Source organism: Candidatus Mycobacterium methanotrophicum, from assembly GCF_023515995.1.
GTDB lineage: Bacteria > Actinomycetota > Actinomycetes > Mycobacteriales > Mycobacteriaceae > Mycobacterium > Mycobacterium methanotrophicum.
This window is the reverse complement of the sequence record NZ_CP097320.1, coordinates 2,405,745-2,420,300: the sequence shown is the minus strand read 5'-3', so window position 1 is coordinate 2,420,300 and position 14,556 is coordinate 2,405,745. Positions and strand designations below refer to the sequence as shown.

The window sequence follows — 14,556 nt, the reverse complement described above, 5'->3', positions numbered from 1 at the left end:
GATCCCTTCACCCGTCAGTACTCGATGTAGCGCACGACATAGGGCGTCATACCGCTGGTACGGACCGGTGCGACCCGGACTTTCAACCCCACGTCGGGCGCCTCGAGCATCTGCCCCTGACCGAGGTAAATGGTGACGTGCTGACTGCCGCCGGGACCATAGAAAATCACGTCGCCACGGCGCATCTGGGAAGACGGGACCTTGCGGCCCAGGTTGTACTGCGAACCCGAGTAGTGCGGCAGCTTGATCCCCACCCCGGCAAACGAGTAGAGCACCAGACCCGAGCAGTCGAAACCCACTGTGCCGGAGCCGGATCCGATGCCGTGACTCGGCCCGGCTGCGTTGCCACCGCCCCACGAATAGGGCACGCCCAACTGCGAGAGCCCGCGGCGGATCACGTACTCAGACGCCTGGCGACCATATACCCGGGGAATCCGGCCGTTGGTGATGCCGGAATCGGGGGTGTCGGGCTTGATCAGGCCTAACTGCTGCAGGAACTTGTGCCCCATGTCGGCGGTGACCTGCGAAGAGGTCGCCGAAATCCCCAGGACTTTGTTGAGGACCGCGACCGGGTCACCCGGGACGTTGGCGCTGGGCACCATCGGCAGCGTGGGATCCCATTCGCCGTCCCAATTGCCGCCATTGCTCTGAGACCGGTTGGGCGAACCCGGCGCCGCCGGATCCCACCGGTCACCGGGGGACCCCAATGTCGGGGCCGCCTGGCCCCTCGCACCCGGTCCGCCCGCGGATTTCGACCAATTGCGGGCGGCGTCGAGTCTGGCTTGGGCCGCGTTACGCTCGTCGGCCAATCGGTTGACTTCTTGCTGCTGTTCGCCGAACTTGCGGTGTACGTCGGTCAGTGCGGCCACCGCGGCGTTCTGGCTCGATTGAGCGTCCGCCACCGCTTTGTCCGCTTTCTGCTTGGCCAGCCGCGCCGCGGACTCCCGGTTCACTTGCTCGGTGCGAGCCCGTCGCAGGTTGTTCATCGCCCGCCCGGAACTGGCCGCCAGAGTCTGGCCGGCGGCCGCGGTCGCGACGATGTCGTCGGGGCCGGCCGCCTTGAAGTAGCTGTCCGATGGACCGTTCACGTAGCTGGCTACCGCGAAGCGGTCAAATCGCTTCTGTGCGGCGGCGATTGCGGCGTTGGCGTCCTTGACCGCCTGCTGGCTGGCCTCGACGTTGTGTTGGGTTGCCGCGGCGTTGTCACGCGCGGTTTCGACGTCGACGACAGCCTTGTTGACGCTCTCCTCTTCGGTCTGAATTTGCGCGCTGAGGTCGTGCAGACGCTGGTTGGCCGAAGCGACGTCTGCGATCAGTTTGGCCATGGTGTTCGGCTCCGCGCTGGGGTCGGCGTTTGCGAGTCCGGGGGTGCACAGCGTCACAGCCAGGCTGAGCGCGATCGGAGCGACGCGGCGGGTAAGCCTGGCGGCCAGTCGGAAAGACGAGCCACGACGGTTGCGTCTCATACGACTTGGATCTCCTATGGCTCAACGCGGGCGGACGGCGCTGGGACTTCGGGTCTCCAGTAATCACTGGAAGCGCGATTTAAATTGCAAGCACCCTTTGCACCGTATGCCACATCTGACCCAATGGAAACTTTAGTAACAAATTACAACTCTGTTCTTCCGACAACTGTGACCCAACGGTGACATCAGTGATTTGTCGGCGGCGACGGTAGGGTGTCGCCGCTATGCGACACAAGCCGAACACCGCGAGTTAGATGCTCTGGCCAGCTTCTTCGGAAGGCGCTTCGGCGTCGTCAGGCGACGTTGCCGATCGCCTGCCGCGAAGCTGCATGATTCGGATGCCTATGACCGCCGCAAGCACTCCGATAAGGACCACGATCGTGAAAGCGGTCCACGGAAACTGCGGGGTGTTGAGCTGGTGCAGGAAATTCTGCGCCGAGACCACGGGGTTGCCGGTCTTGGCATTGTCTTCGCCGATCTCCAGCGTGGACCGTGGGAAATGTGTGCTGTAGGTGCCGACGAAGTTCGGGCTGAGCACCAACACGGTGGCATCAGTGTGTTGGGCGCCGACCCTGGTCGCGATGTCACGCAGCGGTGTGTCATTGAGCGGGTTGTGGTCGACGACGACGATCTTGAGATCGATGCCGTCCTTGTGCGCCTGGTCGATCACCTGCAGTAGCGCCGGCGCGACGGCGGACGGGGCGCTGATGTTGTGGGCAGTGACCTGTTCTTGCACGATCGCCAGGCATTGCTCGGGCGGCGTCGCCGGATCGGCGCCAATGGTCCCGCAGATTTCGCCCGGGATGTAGAGCGGCGCGTGCGGGGTGCTCACGACCCAAGACCGTACCGCGCGGCTGCGATCCCGGCCGTCCCCGGCCCGCGACACCGCGACACTTAAACCATTGCTAGGACACGCCGCGGCTCGTCACGATGGTTGAAGTCTCGCGGCGGTGGGAGTCTTACTGTGGAATAAAGGACAAGCGTACTGTTAGAGTGGCCGTGCCGACACCGCCCGTCGGCGCGCAGAACTTGCGGCGATCGCAAGCGCGGCGTAAGCCGGGTGCAGCGGATCGCCTCCGACGAACAGGATCCGGGGAGTTGATGTGACCAGAAAAGATTCGATGAATTCGTTCGAAGCGCGCAACACCCTGACGGTCGGCGGTAACAGTTACCAGATCTATCGGCTGGACGCCGTGCCTGGCGCCGAGAGACTCCCCTACAGCCTCAAGGTGCTCGCTGAAAACCTGCTCCGCAACGAGGACGGCAACAACATCACCAAGGAGCACATCCAGGCGATTGCACACTGGGACTCGTCGGGCGAGCCGAGCATAGAAATCCAATACACCCCCGCGCGCGTGGTCATGCAAGACTTCACCGGTGTGCCGTGCATCGTCGATCTCGCGACGATGCGCGAAGCCATCGGCGATCTGGGCGGCGACGCCGAGAAGGTAAACCCGTTGGCCCCGGCCGATCTGGTGATCGATCACTCGGTGGTCGCGGATCTTTTCGGCCGCGCCGACGCGTTCGAGCGCAATGTCGAAATCGAATACCAGCGCAACGGCGAGCGCTATCAATTCCTGCGTTGGGGGCAGGGTGCTTTCGCCGACTTCAAAGTGGTGCCGCCGGGGACCGGCATCGTGCATCAGGTCAACATCGAATACCTCGCACACGTGGTGATGGAGCGCGACGGGGTGGCCTACCCTGACACATGTGTAGGCACCGACTCACACACCACGATGGTCAACGGCCTCGGCGTATTGGGCTGGGGCGTCGGCGGAATCGAGGCGGAAGCCGCGATGCTCGGCCAACCGGTATCGATGCTCATCCCGCGGGTGGTCGGGTTCAAACTCAGCGGCGAGATTCAGCCCGGTGTTACGGCCACCGACGTGGTGCTCACCGTCACCGAGATGCTGCGTAAGCACGGTGTGGTCGGTAAGTTCGTCGAGTTCTACGGCGAAGGTGTGGCCGAAGTGCCGCTGGCCAACCGCGCGACGCTGGGCAACATGAGCCCCGAATTCGGTTCGACCGCAGCAATTTTCCCCATCGACCAGGAAACTCTTCACTACCTGCGATTCACCGGACGCAAAGAAGAGCAACTCGCGCTGGTCGAGGCCTACGCGAAAGAGCAGGGGATGTGGCACGATCCCAAGCACGAGCCGCAGTTCTCCGAGTATCTGGAGCTGGACCTTTCCACGGTTGTTCCCTCGATCGCCGGACCGAAGCGGCCGCAGGACCGTATTCCGTTGGCCGAGGCCAAATCCATTTTCCGCGAGCAGATCCCGACCTACGTCGGCGACGACCCAGACAAGAAGGACTACTCCAAGCTGGACGAGGTAGTCGACCAGACGTTCCCGGCCAGCGACCCGGGGGCACTGAGCAACGGCCATGCCGACGACCACAAACCAGTCGAGTCGGCCGCAACGCATGCCAAGGGCCGGGTGAGCAGCCCCGTGACGGTGAAGTCTGATGAGCTCGGGGAATTCGTGCTCGATCACGGCGCGGTGGTGATCGCCGCGATCACCTCATGCACCAACACGTCCAACCCCGAGGTCATGCTGGGTGCGGCGCTGCTGGCGCGCAACGCCGTGGAGAAGGGCCTGACCGCCAAGCCCTGGGTCAAGACCACGATGGCGCCGGGCTCACAGGTCGTCAGCGACTACTACGAAAAGGCCGGCCTGTGGCCGTATTTGGAGAAGCTCGGCTTCTACCTGGTGGGCTACGGCTGCACCACGTGCATCGGCAACTCGGGCCCGCTGCCCGAGGAGATCTCCAAGGCGGTCAACGACAACGACCTATCGGTGGCCGCGGTGCTGTCCGGCAACCGGAATTTCGAAGGCCGCATCAACCCGGACGTGAAGATGAACTATCTGGCGTCACCGCCGCTGGTGGTCGCCTACGCGCTGGCCGGCACAATGGACTTCGATTTCCAGTCACAGCCGCTGGGTAAAGACAACGACGGCAATGACGTCTTCCTCAAAGACATCTGGCCGTCGCAGAAAGATGTCTCCGACACCATCGCGTCGGCGATCAACCAAGAGATGTTCGTCACCAACTACGCCGATGTGTTCAAAGGCGACGAGCGGTGGCGCAACCTGCCCACCCCCACCGGCAACACCTTCGAGTGGGCCGCCGACTCGACCTATGTGCGCAAGCCGCCGTACTTCGACGGCATGCCCGCCGAGCCGGAACCGGTCGGTGACATCACCGGCGCGCGGGTGCTGGCGCTACTCGGCGACTCGGTGACCACCGACCACATCTCGCCGGCGGGCAGCATCAAGCCGGGTACCCCGGCGGCACAGTACCTCGACGAGCACGGCGTGCAGCGCAAGGACTACAACTCCTTCGGGTCGCGGCGCGGCAACCACGAGGTGATGATCCGCGGCACGTTCGCCAACATCCGGCTTCGCAACCTGCTCCTCGATGATGTCTCCGGTGGGTACACCCGCGACTTCACCCAGGCCGACGCGCCGCAGGCGTTCATCTACGATGCGGCGCAAAACTATGCGGCAAAAGGCATTCCGCTGGTTGTGCTCGGCGGTAAGGAATACGGTTCGGGGTCGTCGCGCGACTGGGCAGCCAAGGGCACCCGGCTGCTGGGCGTCCGTGCGGTGATCGCCGAGTCGTTCGAGCGCATCCACCGGTCCAACCTGATCGGCATGGGCGTGATCCCGCTGCAATTCCCGCACGGCAAGACCGCCGAGTCGTTGGGCCTCGACGGCACTGAGGTCTTCGACATCACCGGCATCGAAGCGCTCAACGACGGCAAGACGCCAAAGACGGCGCACGTCAAGGCCTCTAAGAACGGTGGCGCGGCGGTCGAATTCGATGCAGTGGTGCGGATCGACACGCCGGGTGAAGCCGACTACTACCGCAACGGCGGCATCCTGCAGTACGTGCTGCGCAACATGCTCACGCCCAGCTAGCGGAGCGCCGGTGCCCAAGGTCAGCCAGGACCATCTGGCGGCCCGTCGCCGTCAGATCCTCGACGGCGCCCGTCGCTGCTTCGCCGAATACGGCTATGAGCAGGCGACGGTGCGCCGGCTGGAACAAGCCGTCGGCTTGTCGCGGGGTGCGATCTTTCACCATTTCCGTGACAAGGACACGCTGTTTTTCGAGCTGGCCCGCGAGGACGCTGAACGGATGGCCGCCGTCGCGTCGCGCGGGGGTCTCATCCAGGTGATGCGGGACATGCTCACCACGCCCGACCAGTTCGACTGGCTCGCCACGCGATTGGAGATCGCGCGAAAGCTGCGCCATGATTCCGCGTTCAGCCGGGGGTGGGCGGAGCGCTCGGCGGAGCTGACGGCGGCGACGGTTGATCGGCTACGTCGACAGAAGCAGGCCGGGCGGGTGCGCGACGACATTCCCAGCGACGTATTGGTGTGCTACCTGGACTTGGTTCTCGACGGCTTGGTCGCCCGGGTGGCCTCGGGCGAAGACCCGCGGCGCCTTGGCGCCGTCCTCGATCTGGTCGAGAGTTCGGTACGACAGGGTTAAGTTATCGCGACGAAAGCTGCGGACTACCCGACCCGAGATCGGCTGCGATGGTTGGCCCCACCGCGGCTGCGCATCGTGGTGCCCGACTCGCGCAACATACTGTGAACCGACCCGTACGACCTGCCGGTGGACGCGACCAGGGTGCGAATGCTGGCTCCGCCCTCGTAGGCGTTGCGCAATTCGTCCAGCACCTGCTCGCGCGTTTTTCTCGATTTCCTCATCGGTGCCTCCCCGCTGAATAGGTTCCTCAAAGCACACAGCGTAGAAAGTCGACGGGGGCGGCGGGCCAATTTGACGAAATCGCCTGCGGCAGCGGTCAGGCCAACTCGATCAGATCGCGGTAATCCTGCGACCAATGGTCTTCGGTGCCGTCGGGAAGCAGCACGACGCGTTGCGGATCGAGCGCTTCGGCGGCGCCGGGATCGTGCGTCACCAGCACCACCGCGCCGGCGTAGCTACCCAGTGCATCCAGCACCTGCTCGCGCGACGCCGGATCGAGGTTGTTGGTCGGCTCGTCGAGCAGCAACACATTCGCCGTCGACGCCACCAGGCCGGCCAGCGCCAGCCGCGTCTTCTCGCCGCCGGACAGCGTGCCGGCCAACTGGTCGAGTTGGCTACCGCTGAACATGAATGCGCCGAGCAGACTACGCAGGTCTTGCTCTCCGGAATCGGGTGCGGCGTGGCGGATGTTCGCCCATACCGTCGCGGTGTCGTCGAGGGTGTCGTGCTCCTGCGCGAAATACCCGATTTTCAAACCGTGTCCGGGTTCTAACGCTCCGGCGTCGGGCCGCTCGGCGCCGGCGAGTAGCCGCAGCAGTGTCGTCTTGCCCGCGCCGTTGAGTCCGAGCACCACGACCCGGGAGCCGCGGTCGATCGCCAGATCAACACCGGTGAACACTTCCAGCGATCCGTAGCTCTTGGTCAGACCGCTGGCCACCAGCGGGGTGCGTCCACACGGGGCCGGGCTGGGGAACTTGATCCGGGCCACCTTGTCGGCCACCCGCTCTTCGTCGAGCGCGGCCATCATTCGGTCGGCGCGTCGCAGCATATTTTGTGCCGCAACAGCTTTGGTAGCTTTGGCGCCCAGTTTGGCGGCTTGGGTACGCAACGCGGTGGCCTTGCGTTCGGCGTTGGCACGTTCCCGGCGGCGGCGCTGCTCGTCGGTGGCGCGGGCGTCGAGATACTTCTGCCAGCCCATGTTGTAGACATCGACTTCACCGCGCATCGCGTCGAGAAACCAGACTCGGTTGACGACGTCGGCCAGCAAGTCGACGTTGTGGCTGATGACCACCAGGCCACCGGTGTGCGCCCGCAGGAATTCCCTTAGCCAGCCCAGTGAATCGGCGTCGAGGTGGTTGGTCGGCTCGTCGAGTAAGAGGGTGGTGTTTGAACCTGAAGCCCCGGCTCCTCCTTCGCTCGCGGCGAACAGAATCCGGGCCAACTCCACGCGGCGGCGTTGTCCGCCGGACAACGTGCGCAACTGCTGGGTCAGCGCCCGTTCGGGCAGCCCAAGACTCGCGCAGATTCGGCTGGCCTCGCTTTCGGCTCCGTATCCGCCGAGTGCGGCGAAGCGCTCCTCGAGTTGGCCGTAGCGGCGAATCGCACGGTCACGGGCGGCTTCGTCGGCGACCTCGGCCATCAGCGCCTGCTGCTTTTCCAGATCCGTGAGTAGCGTGTCCAGTCCGCGCGCCGAGAGCACCCGATCGCGGGCCAGGATGTCGAGATCGCCCTCTTTGGGATCCTGCGGCAGGTAACCGATCTCGCCGTTGCGCGTCACCGTGCCGGCATAGGGCTCGGCCTCCCCGGCGAGGATGCGCAGGGTGGTCGTCTTGCCGGCGCCGTTGCGCCCGACCATGCCGATGCGATCACCGGGCTGTATCCGCAGCGCGGGGCCGGAGGCCCCTTCCCGATTAGCACAGAGCAACGTGCGCGCGCCAGCGCGGACCTCGAGGTCCGTAGCCGTGATCACGGTCACTCTCCTTAGCCGGGTGCTACTTGTCGTCGGTGAATACCGGCGGCCGCTTTTCGGCACGCGCGGCAACCGCCTCTCCGAAGTTGGTGGTGAGCAAGCGAACGAAAAGCTGCCCCAGGCCCTCGGCCTGCACGTGCCCTTCCAGGCTAGCGGCGTCCAGTCCACTCCACAGTGTGCGCTTGGTCAACTCGATTCCCGGCCGCGAGAACGCCGCGATTCGTTCGGTTATCGCATAACAGGTCTCCAGCAACCGGTCTTCGGGTACCTGCCGGGACACCAGCCCGATCGGCTCGGCTTCCTCGGCGTCGATGTCTCGACCGGTCAGCATGATCTCGAACGCCCGCGACGACCCGATGGCCCGCGGCAACAAGTAGCTCTCAGACCCAGCTCACTGGCCGTCAGGCCGTTGTTGATGCCGGCGGCGCGGAAATAGGCTCCACTGGACGCACTGGACGCGACGCGGATGTCGGCGACCAGCGCCAGGCGCAGCCCGCCGCCGATCGCCGCACCGTTAACCGCGGCGATCACCGGTTGGTACAGCCGTCGCAGCGCCAGGATGACGTCGTCAAGAACCCGCATGGACCGCAGCGCGTAGGTCGGCCGCGTCAGGCCCTGCACATGCGGCACTTCCCCGGCCGACTTGTGGTCGGCGCCCGACGAGAAACCGCGAGCAGCCCGGTCAGCACCACCACCCGCACCGAGGTGTCATAGGCGACTTCCTCAAATGCTGCCTTCAGCGGCACCATGACGTCGAAACGCCAGGGAGTTCATCCGCTCCGGCCGGTTGAGGGTGATGAGGGCGACCTGTGGTCGCGGATGTTCAACGAGGACCAAATTCACCGTTGAACGGCAACGCCCGACGATGATCCGGTCCGCACGGCGGACCGGTGAGGAGTAAGGCAATTAACCCTGTCGCGCCTCAATGCCTTCATGCCTGGTCGGACTCCTGCGCCGCGATCGCAGCCTCGAGGTCGAGGTCTTTGACCTGCTGGACCAAGTCCTCCAGCGCGGCCGGCGGCAGGGCTCCGGCCTGGTTGAACACCAGCTTGCCCTTCTTGAACGCCATCAACGTCGGGATGGACCGAATCTGGGCAGCAGCCGCAAGTTGCTGTTCGGCTTCGGTGTCGACCTTGGCATGCACGATATCGGGGTGCTTTTCCGCGGATGCGGCGAACGTGGGCGCGAATTGGCGGCAGGGGCCGCACCAGGATGCCCAGAAGTCGACGAGCACGATGTCATTGTCGTTGATGGTTTCGTTGAACCGTTCGGCGGTGAGGTCTTGGGTAGTCACACTCGGCTCAACGCCGTGAGCAGCCTCGGTGTTCCCCGGCCGTCTTTGCCCGCCGAGTGTGGACTTGTGTGACGCTGGCGGGCGAAAAGCGTGACAAAAGTCCACGCTCGGCAGTTCGAGACCTCAGCGCACCGGATGATCACGTCAGGTGGTCGTAGTCGCCACGGACCCAGGCGGCGTGGCGGGCGGCCGATTGCCGGACCGCCGCGTGGCCGTTGGCATCGATGGAGTTCGTGAACAGGCCATAGATCCGGTCGAAGTGCAACGCCGCCAGCGTGTTGGCCATGCGCTGCACGACGGCGCCGGACAGCGGAAGATGGTTCGGATAGCTGCGCAAAAACCCAACCGTGCGGCGGTCCGGGTTGGGAAAGACGGTGTCGCCGGCGAGCAGCACACCGCGCCCGCCGGCCCCGTCGGCCCAGCAGGCGACGGCGCTGCCCGGAAAATGTCCGCCGACCCGGACCACCGATAACGACGGCGTCAGCTGCAAGGTGTCCGTCCACTGCTCGATCACCGGGTCAGGACGCATCACCCACTCGGCATCCGCGGCGTTCGCATAGACCGGGACACCGCCCAGGCGGTGGCTCCATTCGACCTGTGCGCCGTACATGTGCGGATGGCTGGCCGCGATTGCGATGACCGGCCCACGCTCCAGCGTCGCCCACTGCTGCTCCTCGGCCGGCACCCATTGCCGGTCGTCGGCGCAAATCGCGCATACATTCGATGCGGTGGCGTGCTCGACTCCGCAGGTTCTGCACAACCAGAACATGGCACAACCCTAATTCGACCGGGCCGCCGCAACGAGTGCTCACCAGCCGGACGAATAAAGGTGCAACTCGGCCGTGCAGCGGGTACCCCGCTACACAACGCCGCGATCGGAGAACCGTGAGGACCGCCACCACGCAGCACCATCGATTGACTCGGCTCGCGATCCTCGCGATCCTCGCGGTCACCGGCGCCATCGCCGTGTCGCTTGCCGGGTGCGGACATTCGAGCAACGAAAACACCGGAAGGCCCAGCACGTCGGCAAGCCCAACGATGGCTCCGCCCAAGCCCCCGCCGCCGCCGCCACCACCCATGGGTCATGACGAGGTCGAGGGCTTGGTCAGATCGGTGTCTGGCAACCGCATCGAGCTCACGCAGCGGGATCGGACGGCGGCCGCGGTGGACTTCACACCGCAGACGATGGTCACCGAGCTCGAACCGGCCAAGCCGACCGACGTCACCCGTGGTAGTTGCGTGGATGTCGAGCCCGCCGCGCAGAGCGGACCGCCCGGCGGGCTGGTGACCGCGCAGAGCGTAACGATCAGCCCGTCCGAAGGCGGCAAGTGCCCGCCGCTGCCGCCATCGCCCGCAGGGCCGGCCGGAAGTCCCCCCGTCAACGGCATCGTCGACTCGGTTACGGGTAACACCATCGCCGTCAACGGCGTCGATCCCACCGGCAAGCCCACGCACGCCACCGTGAACGTCACCGACACGACCACCTATGAGAAGCATGCGGTTACCGATGCGCAAGCGATCCAGAACGGTAAGTGCATGGCAGCGCAGGGGACCAAGGACGCCGGTGTGCTGCATGCGGCGAGCATCGACCTCGAACCGTGCCCGCCGATGGGTCGCCCGCACCGCCACTTCCACATCCCGCACCTACCCCACCTCTGGCACCACTAGGGCCAAGACGCGACTGGCGCAAGCGCTTTCGCGCACGTCGTATGGCGTGACGGCGATCACAGCAGCGCTGACCTCGGACCCTACGGTTCCGTCGGCGTAGGTTACGGTTGCGTACCCAATCCCACCCCGGCGATACTGCGTTCAGGTCCACCTGGGCGTCGACGAGGAGAGGAAAATCGTTGGGGCACTGCATCGCAAACCTGCGCGACCTGAAGTTCAATCTGTTCGAGGTGTTGGGCATCGGCGCAGTTCTGGGCTCAGGGCGCTATCGGGAGCTCGACGTCGACACGGTGCACACGATGCTCGATGAGGTTGCTCACTTGGCCGAGGGCCCCATCGCCGAGTCGTTCGCCGACGCCGACCGTAACCCACCGGTTTTCGAGCCGGACCGGCACACCATTTCGGTGCCGGCCGAGTTGGCCAAATCGGTGCAGACGGCGGAAGCCGCAGACTGGTGGCGCATCGGTCTTGCCGAAGAGATCGGCGGCGTGTCCGCACCAGGCCCGGTCACCTGGGCGATCAACGAGATGCTGTATTGCGCCAATACGGCCGCGGCTTTCTTCTACAGCATGGGCCCGGCGATGGCCCAACGCGCTCTACATCGAGGGTACCGAGCAGCAGAAGCGTTGGGCGGCAATGGCTCTGGAACTGGGCTGGGCGGCCACCATGGTGTTGACCGAGGCGGACGCCGGCTCCGACGTCGGTGCGGGTCGAACCAAGGCGATCGCGCAGCGGGACGGCAGCTGGCACATCGAGGGCGTCAAGCGTTTCATCTCCGGCGGCGACGTGGGCGACACCGCCGAGAACATCTTCCATCTCGTGCTGGCCCGGCCCGCGGGTGCCGGCGTGGGCACCAAAGGACTGAGCCTATTCTACGTTCCCAAGTACCTCTTCGACCCGGAGACTTTCGAACTCGGTTCCCGCAACGGCGTTTTCGCCACCGGTCTGGAACACAAGATGGGTCTGAAGGCGTCACCGACATGCGAGTTGACCTTCGGAGCGCATAGACTGCCCGCCAGCCGAGTCTCGGCTATGCCACGAACGGTGAGAATCGTCGCCTGGCTGGCCTGCTCAGAGCGGCCGTCGATTCGAAAGGATCTCGAGTCCGCCTGTTTCCCGTCCACGCGAAGCCCCGCTGCGACGTCTTAAGTGCATCGCGCGATTCGTCGCCGCGATTACCGCGCGAGATCCGCAGAAGGCCGAACGCCGGATGCGTCAGCACTTGGATGCCGCCCTGCGCCACGTCGAAGCGTCGGGACTGCGTGGCGCGCCGATGATTCCGCCGTCACGCTGGCGCGGCGATAACAGCGACCTGCGGTGGCGCTGAGGCGCTGTCAGTTCTTTCCGCGCCAACCACGCTCGAACGGCAGCCGCCACGCTCGCGGCGCAATCAGGGGATGGACCGCGTTGGGGCCCCATGAGTCGAGGTCGTAACTGTGTACCGGTGGCGGATCGTCGAGCAACGGTGCCGAGACTTCCCACAGCCGCTCGATACCTTCCGCCGTGTTGTACAGCGTCCGATCGCCGCGAATCGCGTCAAGGATCAATCGCTCGTAGGCCTCGAGCACATCGCGGGCATGGCCGGTGTCTTCCATCGTGAATTGCAGGCTGAGCTTGTCCAGCTTCATTCCCGGTCCGGGCCGCTTACCGTAAAACGACAGCGACATCTTTGATACGTCGGCAAGATCGAAGGTCAGGTGATCGGGACCCTTTTGTCCCACACCCGACCCGGGCGGAAACATGCTCCTCGGCGGCTCGTGGAATGCGATGGAGATGATGCGCTGCCCCTCAGCCAGACCTTTGCCGGTGCGCAGAAAGAACGGGACGCCCGCCCAGCGCCAATTGTCGATCTCGCATTTAAGCGCGACGAATGTTTCGGTGTCCGATTCGGCAGATATCCCGGGCTCGTCGCGGTAACCCCGATATTGCCCGCGCACCACCTGACTGGGATCAACCGGGCGCATCGAGCGGAAAACCTTCTTCTTCTCGTCGTTGATCGCCTCGGGAGCAAGCTCAGTGGGTGGCTCCATCGCGACGAACGCCAGAATCTGGAACAAGTGGGTGACCACCATGTCCCGGAACGCCCCCACGGATTCGTAGAACCCAACGCGGTTCTCACAGGTGAGCCTCTCCGGCACGTCAATCTGGATGTGGTCGATGAAATTTCGATTCCAGATCGGCTCGAACAACCCGTTCGCGAACCGGAACGCGAGAATGTTCTGTGCGGCCTCCTTACCCAGGAAGTGATCGATCCGGTAGATCTGTTCTTCGTCGAAGATCTCGTGAATCGCCGCGTTCAGTTTTCTCGCGCTGGCCAGATCGACTCCGAACGGCTTCTCCATGATGACCCGCGAATTCTCGACCAGGTCCGCCTTTTGCAGCGTCTCCATGACCGGCATCACCGCCGCGGGCGGGATGCTGAGGTAATGCAGCAGATGGGTATCGCCGCCCAGGGCTTCGGTTTGCTCAGCTACGGCGCGGGCCAACGCTTCCGGCCCGTCGTGCAGAGGTACGTAAGTCAAACTGGTGGTGAACTGCTCCAAAACTTCATCGGAAGTGTGGCGGTGGGAGAACTCGTTGCAGGCCTTCGACACCAGTTTGCGGAAGGTCTCGCTGTCGATCTCATCGAGCGACGTACCGATGATGCGGATCTCGGGAGCCAGGTGGGAACAGGTTAGGTGGAATAGTCCGGGCAACAGCTTCCGGCGCGCCAAATCGCCTGTGGCACCGAACATCACGATCAGATGCGGCTCCGCGCCGACACTCTTCTCCTTGACCCCGTGGGGTATGGGATTGCTCACACGTTGATCGTAGCCAGGCCTGGTCCGACCGCAACTCCACAAAGCCGGTCACCTTCGGGCTGCAAGGACTTAGACGGTGAAACCGAGGGCGCGCAATTGATCGCGGCCGTCGTCGGTGATCTTGTCCGGGCCCCACGGCGGATTCCACACCCAGTTGATCCGCAGTTCATCGACCAGACCGGTGCCGACGAGCGCGCTGCGCGACTGGTCTTCGATGACGTCGGTCAGCAGGCAAGCCGGCGACGTCAACGTCATGTCGATCAGCGCGATCGTGCCTTCCTCGCCCTCTGCCAGGTTGAGGCCGTAGACCAGTCCGAGGTCGACCACGTTGATGCCCAGTTCGGGGTCGACGACATCATGCATCGCCTCCTCGACATCGGTTAGCAGTTCGTTATCCGGTGCGGCGGTTTCGCTCATCCTTGACCTCCTCGAGGTTGTCCGTGGCTTGCGCGAGCGCGTCTTTGAAGGCGAGCCAGCCCAGCAGTGCACATTTGACGCGGGCAGGGTATTTGGCGACGCCCGCGAACGCGATGCCGTCGCCGATCACATCCTCGTCGCCGGTGATCGTTCCGCGAGAAGACACCATTTCGCTGAACGCGGTCACGGTCTTGATCGCTTCGCCCACGCTCTGCCCGATCACTTGCTCGGTAAGTACCGACGTGGCCGCCTGGCTGATCGAGCAGCCCTGCCCCTCATAGGAGACATCGGCGACCTGCTCGCCGTCCTGCGACAGCGCCACCCGCAGGGTGAGCTCGTCGCCGCACACCGGGTTGACGTGGTGCACCTGCGCGGTGAACGGCTCCCGCAGCCCGCGGTGCTGCGGATGTTTGTAGTGATCGAGGATCACGTCTTGGTACATCT

The 14,556-nt window shown here is 64.6% G+C and carries 12 protein-coding genes and 2 pseudogenes; 4 read left to right on the top strand and 10 right to left on the bottom strand.

Annotation, left to right across the window (positions count from 1 at the left end; all coding sequences use genetic code 11):
* Positions 1 to 14: 14 nt before the first annotated feature.
* The gene (ripA, locus tag M5I08_RS12710) at positions 15 to 1,466 is read right to left on the bottom strand and encodes an NlpC/P60 family peptidoglycan endopeptidase RipA (protein ID WP_219066845.1); all 1,452 of its coding nucleotides are present in this window, start codon (positions 1,464 to 1,466) and stop codon (positions 15 to 17) included.
* Between the two features lie 250 nt (positions 1,467 to 1,716).
* Positions 1,717 to 2,259, bottom strand: coding sequence for an Rv1476 family membrane protein (locus M5I08_RS12705; protein WP_219066911.1), 543 nt, complete (start codon positions 2,257 to 2,259; stop codon positions 1,717 to 1,719).
* A 328-nt stretch (positions 2,260 to 2,587) separates the two neighbouring features.
* Between M5I08_RS12705 and M5I08_RS12700 the strand changes: the two genes are divergently transcribed.
* Both M5I08_RS12700 and M5I08_RS12695 read left to right on the top strand, forming a co-directional pair.
* Positions 2,588 to 5,389, top strand: coding sequence for an aconitate hydratase (locus tag M5I08_RS12700; RefSeq protein ID WP_370328391.1), 2,802 nt, complete (start codon positions 2,588 to 2,590; stop codon positions 5,387 to 5,389).
* A gap of 10 nt (positions 5,390 to 5,399) precedes the next feature.
* The gene (locus M5I08_RS12695; RefSeq protein ID WP_219066847.1) at positions 5,400 to 5,963 is read left to right on the top strand and encodes a TetR/AcrR family transcriptional regulator; all 564 of its coding nucleotides are present in this window, start codon (positions 5,400 to 5,402) and stop codon (positions 5,961 to 5,963) included.
* Between the two features lie 23 nt (positions 5,964 to 5,986).
* Here the strand turns inward: M5I08_RS12695 and M5I08_RS12690 are convergent, their stop codons facing one another.
* From M5I08_RS12690 to M5I08_RS12670, 5 genes and pseudogenes are all read right to left on the bottom strand, one after another.
* The gene (locus M5I08_RS12690; RefSeq protein ID WP_219066848.1) at positions 5,987 to 6,184 is read right to left on the bottom strand and encodes a helix-turn-helix domain-containing protein; all 198 of its coding nucleotides are present in this window, start codon (positions 6,182 to 6,184) and stop codon (positions 5,987 to 5,989) included.
* A 95-nt stretch (positions 6,185 to 6,279) separates the two neighbouring features.
* Complete coding sequence (locus M5I08_RS12685; RefSeq protein WP_219066849.1) at positions 6,280 to 7,932, bottom strand: ABC-F family ATP-binding cassette domain-containing protein; 1,653 nt, start codon at positions 7,930 to 7,932, stop codon at positions 6,280 to 6,282.
* A 22-nt stretch (positions 7,933 to 7,954) separates the two neighbouring features.
* Positions 7,955 to 8,775, bottom strand: a pseudogene (locus tag M5I08_RS12680) (enoyl-CoA hydratase).
* 88 nt (positions 8,776 to 8,863) lie between these two features.
* Complete coding sequence (gene trxA / locus M5I08_RS12675; protein ID WP_219066850.1) at positions 8,864 to 9,226, bottom strand: thioredoxin; 363 nt, start codon at positions 9,224 to 9,226, stop codon at positions 8,864 to 8,866.
* A gap of 139 nt (positions 9,227 to 9,365) precedes the next feature.
* A complete protein-coding gene (locus tag M5I08_RS12670; RefSeq protein ID WP_219066851.1) occupies positions 9,366 to 9,995 on the bottom strand; it encodes an MBL fold metallo-hydrolase in 630 nt (209 codons plus the stop codon).
* A gap of 116 nt (positions 9,996 to 10,111) precedes the next feature.
* On the opposite strand from M5I08_RS12670, the gene M5I08_RS12665 reads away from it, so the two are divergent.
* Positions 10,112 to 10,894 (top strand): hypothetical protein, encoded by a 783-nt coding sequence (locus M5I08_RS12665; protein ID WP_219066852.1) that lies wholly within the window; start codon positions 10,112 to 10,114, stop codon positions 10,892 to 10,894.
* 179 nt (positions 10,895 to 11,073) lie between these two features.
* Positions 11,074 to 11,911 (top strand): annotated as a pseudogene (locus tag M5I08_RS12660) (acyl-CoA dehydrogenase family protein); the annotation flags it as partial.
* A gap of 317 nt (positions 11,912 to 12,228) precedes the next feature.
* On the opposite strand, the gene zwf reads toward M5I08_RS12660, so the two are convergent.
* The 3 genes from zwf to sufU form a co-directional block, all read right to left on the bottom strand.
* Positions 12,229 to 13,629 carry a glucose-6-phosphate dehydrogenase gene (gene zwf / locus M5I08_RS12655; protein WP_219066912.1) on the bottom strand — a complete coding sequence of 467 codons (1,401 nt, stop codon included), beginning with the start codon at positions 13,627 to 13,629 and terminating at the stop codon, positions 12,229 to 12,231.
* 135 nt (positions 13,630 to 13,764) lie between these two features.
* Entirely contained in the window at positions 13,765 to 14,112 is a 348-nt protein-coding gene (locus tag M5I08_RS12650; protein WP_219066853.1) for a metal-sulfur cluster assembly factor, read from the bottom strand.
* A complete protein-coding gene (gene sufU / locus M5I08_RS12645; protein WP_219066913.1) occupies positions 14,087 to 14,554 on the bottom strand; it encodes a Fe-S cluster assembly sulfur transfer protein SufU in 468 nt (155 codons plus the stop codon). Before sufU ends, M5I08_RS12650 begins: the two co-directional genes overlap by 26 nt.
* Between the last annotated feature and the right edge of the window lie 2 nt (positions 14,555 to 14,556).